This is a genomic window from Amycolatopsis sp. NPDC049253, from assembly GCF_040678995.1.
Lineage (GTDB): Bacteria > Actinomycetota > Actinomycetes > Mycobacteriales > Pseudonocardiaceae > Amycolatopsis.
This window is the reverse complement of the sequence record NZ_JBFAQX010000001.1, coordinates 416,000-430,955: the sequence shown is the minus strand read 5'-3', so window position 1 is coordinate 430,955 and position 14,956 is coordinate 416,000. Positions and strand designations below refer to the sequence as shown.

The following is a 14,956-nucleotide window of genomic DNA, read 5'->3' as shown; positions in this document are numbered from 1 at the left end:
GCAGCAGTTGCCCGGGACGGGGGTGGCTCAGATGGCTCCGCCGTTGGCGAAGATGTTCTGGCCGTTGACCCAGCGGCCCGGGCCGGCGAGGAAGGCGACGACCTCGGCGATGTCCTCGGGCTGGCCGAGGCGCTCCGCCGGCACCTGCGACGCGATGCGGTCCATCAGTTCCTGCGACTTGCCTTCGGTGAACAGCGGCGTCTCGGTCGGGCCGGGCGACACGGTGTTGACCGTGATGTCGCGGCCCCGCATCTCACGCGCCAGGATCAGGGTCATCGCCTCGATGGCGCCCTTCGACGCGGCGTACGCGCTGTAGCCGGTCTGCTGCAGCTTCGTGACCGAGGTCGAGGTGTTGATCAGCGCGCCACCCTTCCGCATGCGGCGCAGGGCCTCCTGGTCGACGACGAACGTGCCGCGGATGTTGACGCGGTGGATGTGGTCCAGGTCGTCGAGCTTCAGGTCGACCAGCGGCGACAGCGGCATGATCCCGGCGGTGTGCACCACGACGTCGACGCCGCCGTAGCGCTTCTCCGCCTCGTCGAACAGAGCCGCGACCTCGGTCTCGTCGGCGATGTCGGCCTTGCCCACGGTAGCCACTCCGCCGGCCGCGGTGATCTCCGCGACGACCGCGTCGGCGCGGTCCCGGCCGCCGGAGTAGTGCACGAGTACCTGCATGCCGTCGGCGGCCAGCCGCTTGGCGACAGCGGCGCCGATACCGCCCGAACCGCCGGTGACGATCGCTACGCGCGGGGTGGTGGTCTCAGTCATCTTCGTTCTCCGTATCCGTGTTCCGTTCTGGTGATACCGACGTTACAACTTAACCCGTATCCGCGCTAGAGCATTCCCGTATCAGCGATATGACGTGGGTAACACGGGTACGGGTCAGCGTTACTTGCGCTATCCGCCCTGGTGTGGCACAACGCACGCGGCGTTTCGCCCGGATCGGCACCGCCCGTTCCCTGCCGCACCCCTGCGCGCCGACGGCGGGACATCTTGTTTTCACGGAGCGGTGCTGTGGTGACGTGCGCACATCTCCGTGCACCGGAACGAGGAGCTGTCTTGAAACGCAGTCGAAGAAGCAGCGCGGTGGTGGCCGCTCTGCTCGCGGGAAGCGTGGTCACCTTCGGGGCCACCGGAACGGCGGAGGCCGCGGCACCCCAGCCGTGGCTGCCGGCCACTCCCGCGAACTGGAGCATCGTCGTCGACCAGACGAAGACGACGCCGGTGACCGTCACGCGCGGCGTGACCCAGTACTCCGAGACCTACGACACCGTCGGCGGCCGCCAGCAGACCCAGGTGCTCGACGTGAACCTCGCCGACCCCAACGTGCGCCTCGGCGTGGTCGAAGCCGGCGACGTGATCACCAACCCGGCCGACGAGACGGTCGGCTCGATGGCCGCCCGCACCCATGCGGTGGCCGGCGTCAACGGCGACTTCTTCGAGATCAACGCCAGCGGCCGCCCGCTCGGCGGCGTGATCACGAACGGCAAGCTGCTCAAGAGCCCGCGCCCGAACTTCAACGCGCAGCTCGGCGTGCGCGCCGACGGCACCATGGTGCTCGGCCCGCAGACCTTCAAGGGCTCGATCACGGACGGCGCCGCCGGCACTCCCCTGACTTCTGTCAACGTTGTCAAAGACGTCGCGTCCGGCGGCATCACCGAGATCACCCCCGACCTCGGCGGCGCGACGGCTCTCCCGGCGAGCACACTCGTGCTCGGGCACGAGACGAAGGCGGGCACGTTCGTCGTCGACTCGGTGCAGACGGGCGTCACCGCGGCGCCGGCCCTGCCGAAGGGTCAGCTCGGCCTCCTCGGCGGCGGCGCGGGCGGCACGTGGCTGTCGACCACCGTCCACAATGGAGACTCGGTCTCGGTCACGACCGACACCGGCGGCCTCAAGCAGCTGTTGTCCGGCTCGACCATGCTGGTCAAGGACGGCGCGGTCTACGACGACCCCACCGGCAACCCGCCGGGCGGCGTCAACCCCGAGACCGTGGTCGGCGTGAGCAAGGACGGCAAGCACACGATCATCGCCACGCTCGACGGCCGCCTCGGCGCGAGTGCGGCGCTGGGCGTGACTCCGGCGCAGGTCGCGGGCTACATGGTGGCCCACGGCGCGTACGACGCCGTGCTCTTCGACGGCGGCGGCTCCACCGAGATGGTGGCCCGCAAGCCGGGTGCCCCCGCCGTCTCGGTGATGAACAACCCGTCGGACGGGCACGAGCGGCCCGTCGCCAACGGCCTGTTCCTCTACTCGACCGAGCAGGCCCCCGGCTTCGCGCGCACGATGGTCGTCAACGGCGGAAAGGGCGTGGACACCGCGCCCGGCGCGACCGTGCCGGTCCCCGCGTTCGGCCTCGACTCGCTCGGCAACCCCGCGCGCGAGAAGGCTTCCGTGCAGGTCGTGCCATCGACGCTCGGTTCGTGGAAGGACGGCCAGTTCACCGCGGGCCACGCCGGCACGGGGGTGCTGATCGCCCACGCGGGCATCGCGGTCTCCGTGCAGCCGCTGCGGGTCGTCGACCGGCTCGGGTCGCTGCAGATCTCCCCGACAGACCCGGACCTGAACAACGGCGGGACGCAGACGTTCACGCTGTCCGGCTCGACGTCGTCGGGCACCGCGGTCTCGATCCCCGCCGCCGCGGCTTCGTGGTCGGTGAGCGACGCGTCGCTCGGCAGCGTCGACAAGTCCGGTGTCTTCACGGCGGACGTGGTGAACTCGGGCCTGGAGAAGGTGACGGCCAAGGTCGGCGGCGCCACGGCGACCGCGACCGTGGCCATCGGCAGCGTGTCGCAGGAGCTCAACGACTTCAGCGACCCGTCGGCGTGGAACCTGCGCAACACCACGGGCCAGCCGGCCACGATGGTCGCCGCCCCGGGCGTGGTCCCGCCGGGTTCGACGGCTTCGGCCTCGACGCAGCTGACATACACGATGCCCGCGGGCTCCGGCGTAAAGCAGCTCGTGCTGTCGCCGAAGGCCACGATCACGGCCGGCGCCAATGCCGACGGGCAGAACCCGACCGGCATCGGCGTGTGGGTGAAGGGCGACGGCACCGGCATCCAGCTGGCCGAGTCGTACATCGGCATCGACGGCGCCACCACGACGCTGTACCCGACCACGGTGACGTGGCAGGACTGGCGCCTGGCCATCGCGACGCTGCCGCCGGGGCTGAACTTCCCGCTGCGGATCAGCTTCGTCGACTTCCTCACGATCAACCCGAGCCAGACGACGTCGGGCACGCTGAACGTGAGCGGTCTGCAGGCGCTGTACTCACCGCGTCCGCTGGTCACGCCGCCGTACCAGGCGATCCCGCAGAACCCGTCTTGGCTGAAGTTCTCGGAGAGCGCCGCGGACTTCTCGCGTTCGGGCTTGACGATGCTGCTGGGCGACGACGCGCACCTGGTGGCGAGCGACCCGGGTTCGGCGTCGTCGAACGTCATGGACACCATCAAGGGCCGGCTCCCGACGTTGCCTTCGCAGGCGCGGCCGTCTTCGGTGCAGGCGCTGGGTGACATGTCGGACGACGGCGCCGTGCCCGACCTGCAGTTCGCGCAGCAGAAGATCGCCGCGCTGGGCGTGCCGTACCACGACGTGGTGGGCAACCACGAGATCAGCCAGGGCGTGCTGCCGGAGAACGGCAACTTCGCCCAGGTCTTCGGGGCCACGCACTACCAGTACCAGGCCGGCGACGCGCAGGTGATCGTCACCGACAACGCGCACGGCAGCCTGCAGTCGTCGGACGCCTTCCAGTCGCCGGCCGAGGCGCAGTATCCGTGGCTGGTCAAGCAGCTCACGGACGCTTCGTCGCAGACCGTGCTGGTGACCACGCACATGCCGGCGTACGACCCGCACCCGGTGGCCAACAGCCAGTTCAGCGACCGGTGGGAAGCGCGCATGTACGTGCGGCTGGTGCAGCGCTACCAGCAGACGCACCCGGACAAGCACGTGGTGATGCTCTACGGCCACGCACGCGGGTTCGCCGACCAGGTCATCGACCCGCTGGGCAACCCGACGTCGCCGGCCGCCGGGGGCATCCCGCAGCTGACGATCGCGGACCTCGGCATGCCGGCGTATGCGCCTTCGGACGAGGGCGGCATCTACCACTTCGTGCTGCTGCACACCGCTCGCGGTGACGTGCAGTTCTCGGTGGAGCCGGTGCTGTCGTCGATCGCGGTGACGGTGCCCTCTTTGAAGGTGGGCGCCTCGGCGGTGGCTTCGGCCACCGGCGCCGAGGTCGGCGGGGACAACCTCCCCGCGGCCACGATGCCGATCGCCGATCCGGCCTCGCACGTGTGGTCGTCGAGCGACTCTCGCGTCGCTTCGGTGGACGCGACGACGGGCAAGATCACCGCTCGCCGGGCGGGCACCGTGACGATCTCGGTGACCAGCGGTGGCGTGACGGGGTCGGCGTCGCTGACTGTGACTCGCTGAGTTCTGTTGCCGGGCGCGCTCCGTTTTTTTGGGGCGCGCCCGGCTTTTTTCGTGGGTCAGGCGGGCAGTTCCTCGATCGACACGCGGTCCGCGTAGAACGCGAGGTGGTCCTTGATCGGGGACACCGCGTCGTAGGGCTCCTCGTACGTCCAGACGGCGTTGTCACCCTGCGCGCCGGCCGGGGTCAGGGAGTAGTAGGACGCGTTGCCCTTGTACGGGCAGTACGTGTGGTGCTCGGTCCGCGCGAGGGCGGCGAAGTCGACGTCCTCCCGCGGGATGTACTGCACCGCCGGGTACGTGGACTCGCGCAGGACCTGCGCGCGGGTCGTGTCGGCGATGACCGTGTCGCCCAGCTTCACGAGCACACGGGCCGGGTTGACCTCGACGGTGATCGGGTGGTCGGGGCCGGGGATCTTCTGCTGCGTTGCCTGGGACATGGGTCTCCTCGTTCCGCTGCGGCTTCTCTCGAGTGATAACCGCTGAGGGCCGCGGACCCTTCCCGGGCCCGCACCTTCAGGAGACCGGCCTGATCGACGCGGCACTGGGTGGCCCGTGCCCTGTGGTCGAATGCCGGCAACCGTTCAGCACGAGCGGCAGCCTGCGTGCCGAGATCCGCACACGCGGCCGGGTGAGTGCGCCTTGGTCGGCTGATGGCGTTCCGCCTAACTGGCCGCGCCGCAGCCGCCGCAATCACTCCGCCGGGTTGTGGACAACTGGCTCTCACCTGCTCCTCACCAGGGTTTTTGTCGGGGGCGGGCGATAGAATGGACTCGGGGACGCCCCCCTCGGGAGGGCGGGGGTTTGTCCCGGCGCGGGTTCGTCCCGACGCGGGTTCGTCCCGACGCGGCCCAAGGCGAGCAGGAACGGCGCCGGCCCAGGTTTGGTCGGTCGCTTCGGTCGCGGGTGTCCGTCAGACGCCCGCGACCTGCGAGATCCAGCTTCGGTACTGCGTTATGTTGGTGTAGGCGGTGTTGTTCGACCGATCGCTCGTGGAGGCGACGCCGACCTGGCGGCCGGAGGCGAACATCGGGCCGCCGGAGTCGCCGCCGGCGGTGATGCCCGTGCCGCGGTTGGCGCAGACGGCGATGCCGCCGGTGTAGTCGCGGCAGGTGATGGAGTTGACGCGGACGTCGGCGACCTTGAGCAGGCGCGACTGGCAGTTGATCTCCGAGCCGCACTGGCTGGTGGCGCCCCAGCCGTATACCTGGGCGGTCTGGCGGACGGCGACGTCGCCGGTGCGGCCGAGGGGCGAGTACGTGGCGCTGACCGAGGTGGACAGGTGCGCGATGGCCAGGTCGGCGACGCCCGGGTACTTGGTGATCGAGTCGGCCGTGGCGGTGGTGCCGCCGGTGGTCTGGTCGAGGCTGCCGATGCGGAAGGTGTACGTGCCGGACTCGGCGACGCAGTGCTTCGCGGTGAGGATTTAGCGCGGCGCGATGATCGTGGCGGTGCAGTTCTGCTGGCCGTTCACGAAGAGCCGCGCGGCCCACGGGGCACTGGAGGCATTGCCGCCGCCGATGATCGCGGGCTGGTCGGGCGAGGCGAGGGCCGGAGAGGCGCCGACGACGGCCAGCGCGGCCGACGCGAGCAGCATCAAACACGTGCGCAGACGCATGTTCGCTCGTTTCTGCGGCGGATCTCGCCGCGGGGTTCCGGTGGGGACTCGGAGAGGCCCTGATCATCAGGCGATTTGTCCGGATGCCGGAACCGACGAAAGTAGCCGGGGGGTACCTGTTTTCCGCAGGATCGACGGCTACGCGCAGTTCTGCGTAGTGTTTCCGAGGCCGGTCAGGCCGCGACGCGCTTGGGCGCGGTCCGCCACAGCCAGTACAGGCCGACCAGCGGCAGCACGAGCGGGATGAAGACGTAGCCCTGGCCGTAGACCGACCACACCGTGGCGTCGGGGAAGGCCTGGCGGTCGAAGATGCTGAGCGTGCCGACGGTCAGCACGCCGAGGAACTCGACGCTGCACGCCACGAGCGCGACGCGCCACCAGCGTTCGCCGCCTTTGGCGAGGGCGAAGGTGGCGAGGAGGTAGACGACGGCGGCGAAGGCCGAGAGCACGTAGGCCAGCGGCGCTTCGTGGAACTTCGTGCCGATCTGGACGCCGGCGCGCGAGGTCGCGGCCAGGGCGAAGATCGCGTACACCGCGACCAGCACCCGGCCCGGGCCCGTGGCCGTCTTACGCGCTTGCTCCACTCCACACCTCGTTCAGTCGCAGCACCATCACCGGGATGGCCAGGCAGGCGATGCCGAGCACGACCGTGCTCGACCGGCTCCGCTCGGCCAGCGCCCACGCCGCGCCGACCGGCAGCACGACCAGGCAGCCGATCAGGTAGGCCAGGAACGTGGCGAGGCTGCCGGGCTTCTCACCGCTCGCGAGCAGCACGATGCCGACCACGAGCTGGGCGACGAGCAGCACCTCCACCACACCGAGCGCGACGAGCAGCGGGGTGTCCGGCAGGCGCTTGCGCGCGGCCTGCACGAAGCTCCACAGCGCGACCAGCAGTGCGCACACCGCCACCGCCACCGCGAAACCGAGAATCACCCGTTCCTCCTTCTGCCACGCTGGCCACAACGTACCCGCTCGCGTTTCCGGGGCTGTTCGCCGAGGGCGGCCGACGTGGCCGGCGCCACGACCGTCGGTCCGCTGTGGACTGAGCCCCTCCCCCAGCTCCACGCGACCGGCGAAATCGGACACCGGAATCCGTTGATGGCATTCTGCCAATTTCACGGTACAGTTATGCCGCACTTAGCCGGACCTGCATGAACAATGCGCGGCACCGGGTGTTACACCACGACCGAGTGGTCGAGTAATCCGTGAAATCACACAGGGTCCCCGGTTTCGGACTCCGGCGGCACTTCTGTCTACCCTGATCAGCCCAGCCGAACCCCCGGGTTGGCGGATTGGCCTGTGCACCTCCGGCGTGCGGGAATATTCCTCGTCAGGGAGTGCGGAAGTACGCGGAGGGTGCGGTTTCATGGACATGCGGTATGAAGCGTTCTGCTTCGCGGATCCGCTGTTCTTCGACGAACAACGCGAAACCGGAGCAGCCGCCGACGACTTCGCCGCCGGGCTGCCGGCGCCGGGACCGATGTGGACGGTGGGCACCCGCGGCATCTGGCGCGTGCTGCATCCGCAGGGCGTTGACCTGCCGGAACAGGGCTGGAAGGTCCACGTTTCGGCCGGAATGGACAATGCGGACCGCGTGCTGGCGGCGGTGCACGAGTACTGCGTGGACCGTCGCGTGGCGTTCAAGCACCTGCGGTCCCGGACCATCCTCCTGGCGCGGAATTCGAAATACGCACCTCGCGACGGAAGCGGCAAGTTGATCACGCTTTATCCGCTCGACGAGTGCGAACTGGCGCGGGTTCTTCAAGATCTTTCCGAGCGACTGAGTGGCGAACACGGCGCTTATGTGCTCAGCGACCTTCGTTACGAATCCGGGCCGTTATACGTACGTTATGGCGGATTCGCCGAACAATGGGTGGAACACGACGGCACACGAGTTCTCGCGATCCGCAAACCCGACGGTACACCCGTCCCCGACCGGCGTGAGCCCGTTTTCTCGGTACCCGATTGGGTGAAGATTCCGGCGTGCCTGGACGCGAGCCTCGCGGCGCGCAAAGGCGGCGATCCGGGGCAGTTCCCCTACCGCGTGACCAGCTCCCTGCACTTCTCCAACGGCGGCGGCGTGTACCTCGCGGAGCACAAAGAGCACGGCCGGCCGGTCGTGCTCAAGGAGGCCCGGCCCCACGCCGGCCTGGACCGTGAGCTGGTCGACGCCGTCGACCGGTTGCAGCGTGAACACGAGGTGCTGCAGCGGCTGGCGGACGTTCCGGGCGTTCCGGACGCGTACGAGCGCTTCACCGTGTGGGAGCACCACTACCTGGCGATGCAGCGGATGCCGGGGACGTCGCTGGGCAGCTGGCTCGCGCTGCACTACCCGCTCACGCGCCGCGACAGCGCCGAGGCCGACCTGCTGGCGTACCGCGACCGGGCGCTGGGGGTGCTCGCTCAGGTGGAGCGGATCGTCGCCGACCTGCACGAACGCGGGGTGGTGTTCGGCGACCTGCACGCGCTGAACGTGCTGGTGGCCGACGACGACACAGTCTCGTTGATCGACTTCGAGATGGCGTTCGACGTCGCCTCGGGTTCGCGGCCGGCGTTGGGCGCGCCGGGCTTCCGCGCGCCGGCCGACCGGCACGGGTTCGACATCGACCGGTACGCGCTGGCGATGCTGCGGCTGTGGCTGTTCCTGCCGTTGGCCACGCTGCTGGAGCTGGCGCCGGCGAAGCTGCGGGGTGCCGCGGAGTTCGCGCAGCGACGGTTCGGGCTGTCCGACGGGTACGCGGACGAGCTCGTGCGGGTGCTGGGCTCACCGGGCGTCGGCGTGACCCACACCGCGCTCGACGAGGAGCGGCCCGACTGGACGCTCGTGCGCAAGCAGATCGTGGAGGGTGTGCTGGCTTCGGCCACGCCGTCGCGACTGGACCGGTTGTTCCCGGGTGACATCGAGCAGTTCCGGGTGGGCGGCGCGTGTTTCGGCTTCGGCGCAGCCGGCGTGCTGTGGGCGCTGGACGTGGCCGGGGCAGGCCGGTTCCCGGATCACGAGCAATGGCTGCTCGACACCGTGCGCCGCGAACCGCCCGCACGGCCGGGGTTCCTCGACGGCAGCCACGGGATCGCGTACGTGCTCGAGCACTTCGGCCACCACGACGCGGCTTCGGCGTTGCTGGCCGGATCCCGGGCCCTGGTGGACCAGACCACTGACCACGCGTTCGAGGGCGGGCTCGCGGGGATCGCCTTGACGCAGCTGCACTTCGCGACTTCGCGCGGCGACAACGAGTACGGGCGGCAGGCGCTGGCCACCGCCGTGCGGCTCGCCGAGACGCTGGAGACGGCCGCGCCGCCGGGGAAGTTCGCGCGGGCGGGGCTGTTGAGCGGCTGGTCGGGGCCGGCGTTGCTGTTCATCCGGCTGTACGAGCGGACCGGTGAGCCCGCGTGGCTGTCGTTCGCGGACCAGGCGCTGCGCCGCGACCTCGAAGAATGCGCCACGGCGGACGACGGCTCCCTGCAAGTCCGCGACGGCGAGCGCCGAACGCTGCCTTACGCGGGGATCGGCAGCGCCGGGATCCTGCTGGTGCTGGAGCAGCTCGCGCGGGTTTCGCCTTCCGCGTCGGCGTGTTCGAGCCTGCCCGCGCTGCGCGAGGCCTGCCGCGGCGAGTTCGTGATCCAGCCCGGGCTGCTGCACGGACGTGCGGGGCTGATGGCGGCGCTGTCGTTCGACGCTTCGCCGTCGGCACGAGTTCGTTCGGCCATCGACCTGCACCTGGCGCGCCTGGCCTGGCACGCCGTCCCGTTCCGCGGCGGCCTGGCCTTCCCGGGCAACCAGCTGCTGCGCCTGTCGACCGACGTCAACACCGGGAGCGCGGGCGTGCTGCTCGCGCTGTCGGCCCTGCTGGACGGCACGGAGGTGCTGCCTTTCCTGGGCGCCACGCCGTCCCCCCACACCTCCGGCCGCTGATGGCCGGCGGAAGAACACGAGAAGGGATCACCATGGAACTGGTTCTCGACCTGCAGGCCCTGGAAGCCCCCGAAGCCCTCGAAGGCCACCGCGGCGGCCACGGCCACGGTCACGGGGCGCCGAGCAACCTGAGCCTGCTGGCGTCGTGCGCGCACAGCACGCTCAGCCTGCTGACCTGCCACTGAGTTAGCTGACCTACTGACCCTTCGATCCTTGTCGACCTTCTGACGCTCGTTCGGCGGTTGGGTGTTCTCGGGTGCCTCGGTGCGCTCGGGTGCCTTGCGTCGGGGCGTCACGGACCGGGTGCGGGAGCGGCGCAGGCCAAGTGCGCCGCTCCCGCCTCACCATTCTGCCCCGGTGGCGCGGGTTGGTCACCGGGTTCGGCAGGTTCTGCTGGGCGGTTGGCGGCAGGTTGGGCTGGTTGGAGTCGTTGGCTCGTTGGGCTCGCTGGGCTGGTTGGGCTGGACTCGTTGGCTCGTTGGGCTCGCTGGGCTGGTTGGGCTGGACTCGTTGGCTCGCTGGGCTGGTTGGACTGGACTCGTTGGCTCGCTGGGCTGGTTGGACTGGACTCGTTGGCTCGCTGGGCTCGCTGGGCTGGCGTCGTTGGGGTCGCTGGGCTGGTTGGACTGGATGCTCGCTGGGCCCGGTTTGGCTCGCTGGGCTGGTTGGACTCGTTGGACGAGGAGTGAGATGCCCGGGTACGGAGCGCCTTCCGACGATCCCGTCGACACGGTGCCCACCACCGGCCCCGTCAGCGCCACCCCTCCTGCTTCGGCAAGTTCACCGGTGGCCTGGCAAGTTGCCACAGACCGCTCGCCCTTGCCACAGCCAACGGCACGCCGCCGCTCCCCGGCCCCTCAACCGCCGGCAAGCACCGCCTCCGAACGGCAAGTTGCCGATTCCCGCGCTGACTCGCCACAGCCGGCGGCACGACGAAACCGTGCCGCCCGACCGGCACGCCGCGAAGTCGAACGGCAAGAAGCCAAACCGCCTGCCGACTTGCCACAGCCGGCGGCACGCCAAGGCCGAGCGGCACGACGACGGCCGGCACCTGACGGAGCCGTGCGGCAAGAAGCCAAACCGCCTGCCGACTTGCCACAGCCGGCGGCACGCCGCGGGCGAAGGGCGAGGAAGGCGGCGAAACCGACGGCGCCCGGGGATCGGCTCTTGGTGGAAGTCGCCAAGCGGGACCCGTGGCGGGTGGGGGTGCTCGTCGTGGTCGGGCTCGTGGCGGTGGGGGCGAGTTTGTTGTTGCCCGGGGCGTTGGCGAGTGCCACCGATGCCGTGATCGGCGGTAAAGGCGCGCTACGGCAAGTCGCCTGGCTGGTCGTGGTCGGTGGGGCCGAGATCGTGGCCGATGTGGTCGGCGGCGTGGTCGTCGTGAGGGTCACCAGTGGCGCCGGCGCGTGGCTGCGGCGCAGGATGATCGACCGGCTGTTGGCCCAGAAGACGAGAACCCCGTTCGCCGAAGGGGACGCCGTGAGCCGGATGGCCGGGGACGCCGTGGGCGCGGGCGGCATCGTGCCGGTCGTGGTGCAGCTGGTGTCCGCGGCGGTGATCTCCGTCGGGGCCGTCGTGCTGCTCGCGGTCCTCGACTGGCGGCTCGCGCTCGTGTTCCTCGGCAGCATTCCCGTGGCGCTCCTCCTCGCCAGGTCGCACCTGAGGAACACCGCCGACGACGTTCTCACCTACCAGCGCGTCTCCGGCGAGCTCGCGGCGCGGCTGCTCGACGCCAACGCCGGATTGGCCACGATCGCCGCGTCCGGGACCGCGGATCAGGAGGCGGAGCGCGTGCTGAAACCGTTGCCGCGTCTCAGTCTCGCGGGGCGCGGGATGTGGCGGACGCAGGCGAAGATGGTGTGGCGCGCCGCGTTGCTGTTGCCGGCCGTGGAGTTGGCGGCGCTCACCGCGGCGGGGTTCGGGGTGCTCGAACACCGGCTGACGGTCGGCGACGTGCTCGCCGCCCTCGGCTACGTCGCGCTCGGCATGGGGCTGGTGACGCAAATTCCGTTGCTCACCACCGTTTCGCGGGCCCGCAGCTGCGCCCAGCGCGTCGCCGAGGTGCTCGACGTCCCCACCCCCGAACGCGGCAAGCTCAGCCTCCTGCCCGGAAACGGGACGCTCACCCTCCGCAACGCCACCGTCCACGGCGCCCTGCACCCCACCACGCTCACCATCCCCGGCGGCACGTTCACCGCCATCGTGGGGAAATCCGGCTCCGGCAAGTCCACTGTGGTCAGTCTCCTCGGCGGTCTCACCACTCCCGACGCCGGCCAAGCCCACCTCGACGGCCGCGACCTCACCACGCTGCGCCCCGAGGAGCTCCGCGCCGTGGTCGGCTACGGCTTCGCCCGACCGCACCTGCTCGGCACCACCGTGGCCGACGCCGTCGGCTACGGCAGCTGGGCCGGCGACACCGCCGTCCGCGCGGCCTGCCGCACCGCCCGCATCCACGACGTCATCACCCGCCTGCCGCGCGGCTACCACACGCCGCTCACCGAAACCCCGCTGTCGGGCGGGGAAGCCGCGCGCGTGGGCCTCGCGCGGGCCATCGTGCACAACCCGCGCGTGCTCCTCCTCGACGACGCCACCGCCGGCCTCGACACTGTCACCGAACAGTCCGTCCTCACCGACGTCGGCGCGAGAACCCTGGTGGTCGTCACCCACCGCGCCGCCCTCGCCTCCCGCGCCGACACCGTCGCCTGGCTCGAGGACGGCCACGTCCGAGCCATCGCCCCGCACGCCGTCCTGTGGCGGGACCCGCGGTACCGCGCCGTGTTCACGGAGGAGGCGGGATGACCGGCAACAACCTCCGCCGCACGACACCCGCACCACTCCGGCGGCAGAAGGCGCGGGGCCGGCGCAGCGGCAGGAATCCGGCCAACCGGCGACGCGAAGGCCCGTCCGAACACCTCGCGAAGGCGGCGGGATGACCGGCAACAACCTCTGCCGCACACCACTCCCTTGCCCATTCCGCACCACCCCATCCCTCAAGCAGAAGCCGCAGGGCCGGCGCAGCGGCAGGAATCCGGCCAACCGGCGACGCGAAGACGCGTCCGAGCAGTTCACGGAGGAGGCGGGATGACCGTCAGTCACCTCTACCGCGCGACCCTCCTCCGCCAATGGCGCGGCGGGCTCGTCCTCCTGGCTTGCTCCGCGTTGGAGGGGGCACCGGCGTTCTTCTCCGGGCGGTTGGTCGAGCTGGCGGTCGACCGGGGGTTCGCGGTGGGGGCGCCGAAGGCCGGTGTCGGCTATGTCGCGTTGTTCGGGGTGGCGGCGCTGGCCGGGGCGTTCGGGTCGCGGTTGGTGTGGCGGCAGCTGGGGCAGGTGGTGGAGCCGCTGCGGGACGCGCTGGTGACGGCGGTGGTGCGCGGGGTGCTGCACGACCCCAGTCCGCCGCGGAACGCCGCCGACGCGAGTGGCGTCGCGAGGATCACGCAGCATGTGGAGGTGGTGCGGGACGCCACGGCGGGACTGCTCGTGCAGGCGCGCGCGATGGTCGTGACGACGGCGGCGGCGATCGCCGGCCTGGTGACCGTCGCGGGGCAGCTCGTGCTCCCGGTGGCGGTGCCCGTGGCGGTCGCGATCGCGGTGTTCACGGCGCTGCTGCCGTCGCTCGCGCGTAGGCAGCGGGCGCTGGTGCTCGCCGACGAGCGGACCGCCGAGACCACCGGCGCCGTGCTCGGCGGGATGCGGGACGTCGTGGCGTGCGGGGCCGAGCCGGGGGCGGCGTTGGCGGTGTACGACGCCGTCGAGAAGCAGGCCGAGGCCGCCGTCCGGGTCGCGCATTCCGGGGCGGCGAGGTCGTCGGTGATCTCGCTCGGGGCGTTCGTTCCGTTGATCGCGAGCTTGGCGGTCGCGCCCGGCCTGGTGGCCAGGGGCGAGCTGACGGCGGGCGCGGCGCTCGGGGCATTGGTCTATCTGGCGACGACGATGCAACCAGCCCTGCGCGGCCTGGCCGCCACCGCGAGCACCGTCGTGCTCAGGCTGATCGTGGCGCTCAAGCGGCTGGCCGAGACCGCCGAGGTTCCGCCGGCGCCACGGAAAACCGAGATCGCCCGCAGCACCGACCTGAAAGTCCGCGGCCTCACCTTCCGCTGGGGCGCCGCGCCCGAGCCCGTCGTGCGTGGACTGGACCTCGACCTGCGTCCGGGCGACCACCTCGCCGTCGTCGGCCCGAGCGGGATCGGCAAGTCGACCCTCGCCGGGCTGCTCACCGGACTGCTCACGCCCCAGGCGGGGCAGGTGCTGCTCGGCGGTGTGCCCGTCGCCGAAGCCGCCAACCGGCACGAGCTCATCGCCCTCATCCCGCAGCAGGCCTACGTCTTCGCCGGCACACTGCGTGACAACCTCGGCCTCTTCGCTCCCACCGCGTCGGACGAGCACCTCCGCAACGCGGCCCGAGCCGTCGGCGCCGAAGAACTGCTCACCCGCCTCGGCGGCCTCGACGCCGAGCTCGGCCACGAAGCCGAAGGCCTCTCCGGCGGCGAAGCCCAGCTCATCGCCCTCGCCCGCGTCCACGCGAGCGCGGCGCGCATCGTCATCCTCGACGAAGCGACGTCCACTTTGGACCCCGCCGCCGAGGCCCGCGCCGAGCGCGCCTTCACCGACCGCGGCGGCACCCTGGTCGTGATCGCGCACCGCCTGTCCTCCGCCGTGCGGGCCCGCCACGTGCTCGTGCTCGACGGGCGCGAGACCCTGCTCGGCAGCCACGCCGAACTGCTGGTCCACTCAAGGCGATACGCGGCGCTGATGCAGGCGTGGCTGCCCGCCGGACCAATCCGGACAGGACACTGACCGGCCCTGTCGACAAATCAATTCGGCGACTACCCGGCCAGTGGGATTCACCACCTTTCCGCGGATTACGCATTCACCCGTTCAGCTCAGCACACGTCCAAGGGGTTGCCTGCGGGGTCATTACCACGAGAAATGCCGGTAATCGACTCCTCACGCGACGTGACGGGTCACGGTGGGCCACTCGTCGGCAGGTCGAGCGC

Annotated in this window: 9 protein-coding genes and 1 pseudogene; 5 read left to right on the top strand and 5 right to left on the bottom strand. The window is 70.7% G+C overall.

Annotation, left to right across the window (positions count from 1 at the left end; translation table 11 throughout):
* Positions 1-27 precede the first annotated feature (27 nt).
* The gene (locus tag AB0K15_RS02175) at positions 28-768 is read right to left on the bottom strand and encodes an SDR family oxidoreductase (protein ID WP_364044479.1); all 741 of its coding nucleotides are present in this window, start codon (positions 766-768) and stop codon (positions 28-30) included.
* A 321-nt stretch (positions 769-1,089) separates the two neighbouring features.
* Between AB0K15_RS02175 and AB0K15_RS02170 the strand changes: the two genes are divergently transcribed.
* Complete coding sequence (locus AB0K15_RS02170) at positions 1,090-4,431, top strand: phosphodiester glycosidase family protein (RefSeq protein WP_364044476.1); 3,342 nt, start codon at positions 1,090-1,092, stop codon at positions 4,429-4,431.
* A gap of 56 nt (positions 4,432-4,487) precedes the next feature.
* Here AB0K15_RS02170 and AB0K15_RS02165 read toward each other — a convergent pair whose 3' ends face one another.
* The 4 genes and pseudogenes from AB0K15_RS02165 to AB0K15_RS02150 form a co-directional block, all read right to left on the bottom strand.
* Positions 4,488-4,868 (bottom strand): DUF427 domain-containing protein, encoded by a 381-nt coding sequence (locus AB0K15_RS02165; protein ID WP_364044473.1) that lies wholly within the window; start codon positions 4,866-4,868, stop codon positions 4,488-4,490.
* Between the two features lie 473 nt (positions 4,869-5,341).
* Positions 5,342-6,046 (bottom strand): annotated as a pseudogene (locus tag AB0K15_RS02160) (trypsin-like serine protease).
* Positions 6,047-6,219: 173 nt separating this feature from the next.
* Entirely contained in the window at positions 6,220-6,591 is a 372-nt protein-coding gene (locus tag AB0K15_RS02155; RefSeq protein ID WP_360602422.1) for a hypothetical protein, read from the bottom strand.
* A 22-nt stretch (positions 6,592-6,613) separates the two neighbouring features.
* Positions 6,614-6,979 carry a hypothetical protein gene (locus tag AB0K15_RS02150; protein WP_285970947.1) on the bottom strand — a complete coding sequence of 122 codons (366 nt, stop codon included), beginning with the start codon at positions 6,977-6,979 and terminating at the stop codon, positions 6,614-6,616.
* A gap of 433 nt (positions 6,980-7,412) precedes the next feature.
* Between AB0K15_RS02150 and lanKC the strand changes: the two genes are divergently transcribed.
* The 4 genes from lanKC to AB0K15_RS02130 all read left to right on the top strand — a co-directional run bounded on the left by lanKC (position 7,413) and on the right by AB0K15_RS02130 (position 14,756).
* Positions 7,413-9,959, top strand: coding sequence for a class III lanthionine synthetase LanKC (lanKC, locus tag AB0K15_RS02145; RefSeq protein ID WP_364044470.1), 2,547 nt, complete (start codon positions 7,413-7,415; stop codon positions 9,957-9,959).
* A 32-nt stretch (positions 9,960-9,991) separates the two neighbouring features.
* Entirely contained in the window at positions 9,992-10,144 is a 153-nt protein-coding gene (locus AB0K15_RS02140; protein ID WP_364044467.1) for a SapB/AmfS family lanthipeptide, read from the top strand.
* Between the two features lie 985 nt (positions 10,145-11,129).
* A complete protein-coding gene (locus AB0K15_RS02135) occupies positions 11,130-12,758 on the top strand; it encodes an ABC transporter ATP-binding protein (protein ID WP_364045349.1) in 1,629 nt (542 codons plus the stop codon).
* A 282-nt stretch (positions 12,759-13,040) separates the two neighbouring features.
* Positions 13,041-14,756 (top strand): ABC transporter ATP-binding protein, encoded by a 1,716-nt coding sequence (locus tag AB0K15_RS02130; RefSeq protein WP_364044464.1) that lies wholly within the window; start codon positions 13,041-13,043, stop codon positions 14,754-14,756.
* The last annotated feature ends 200 nt before the right edge of the window (positions 14,757-14,956 follow it).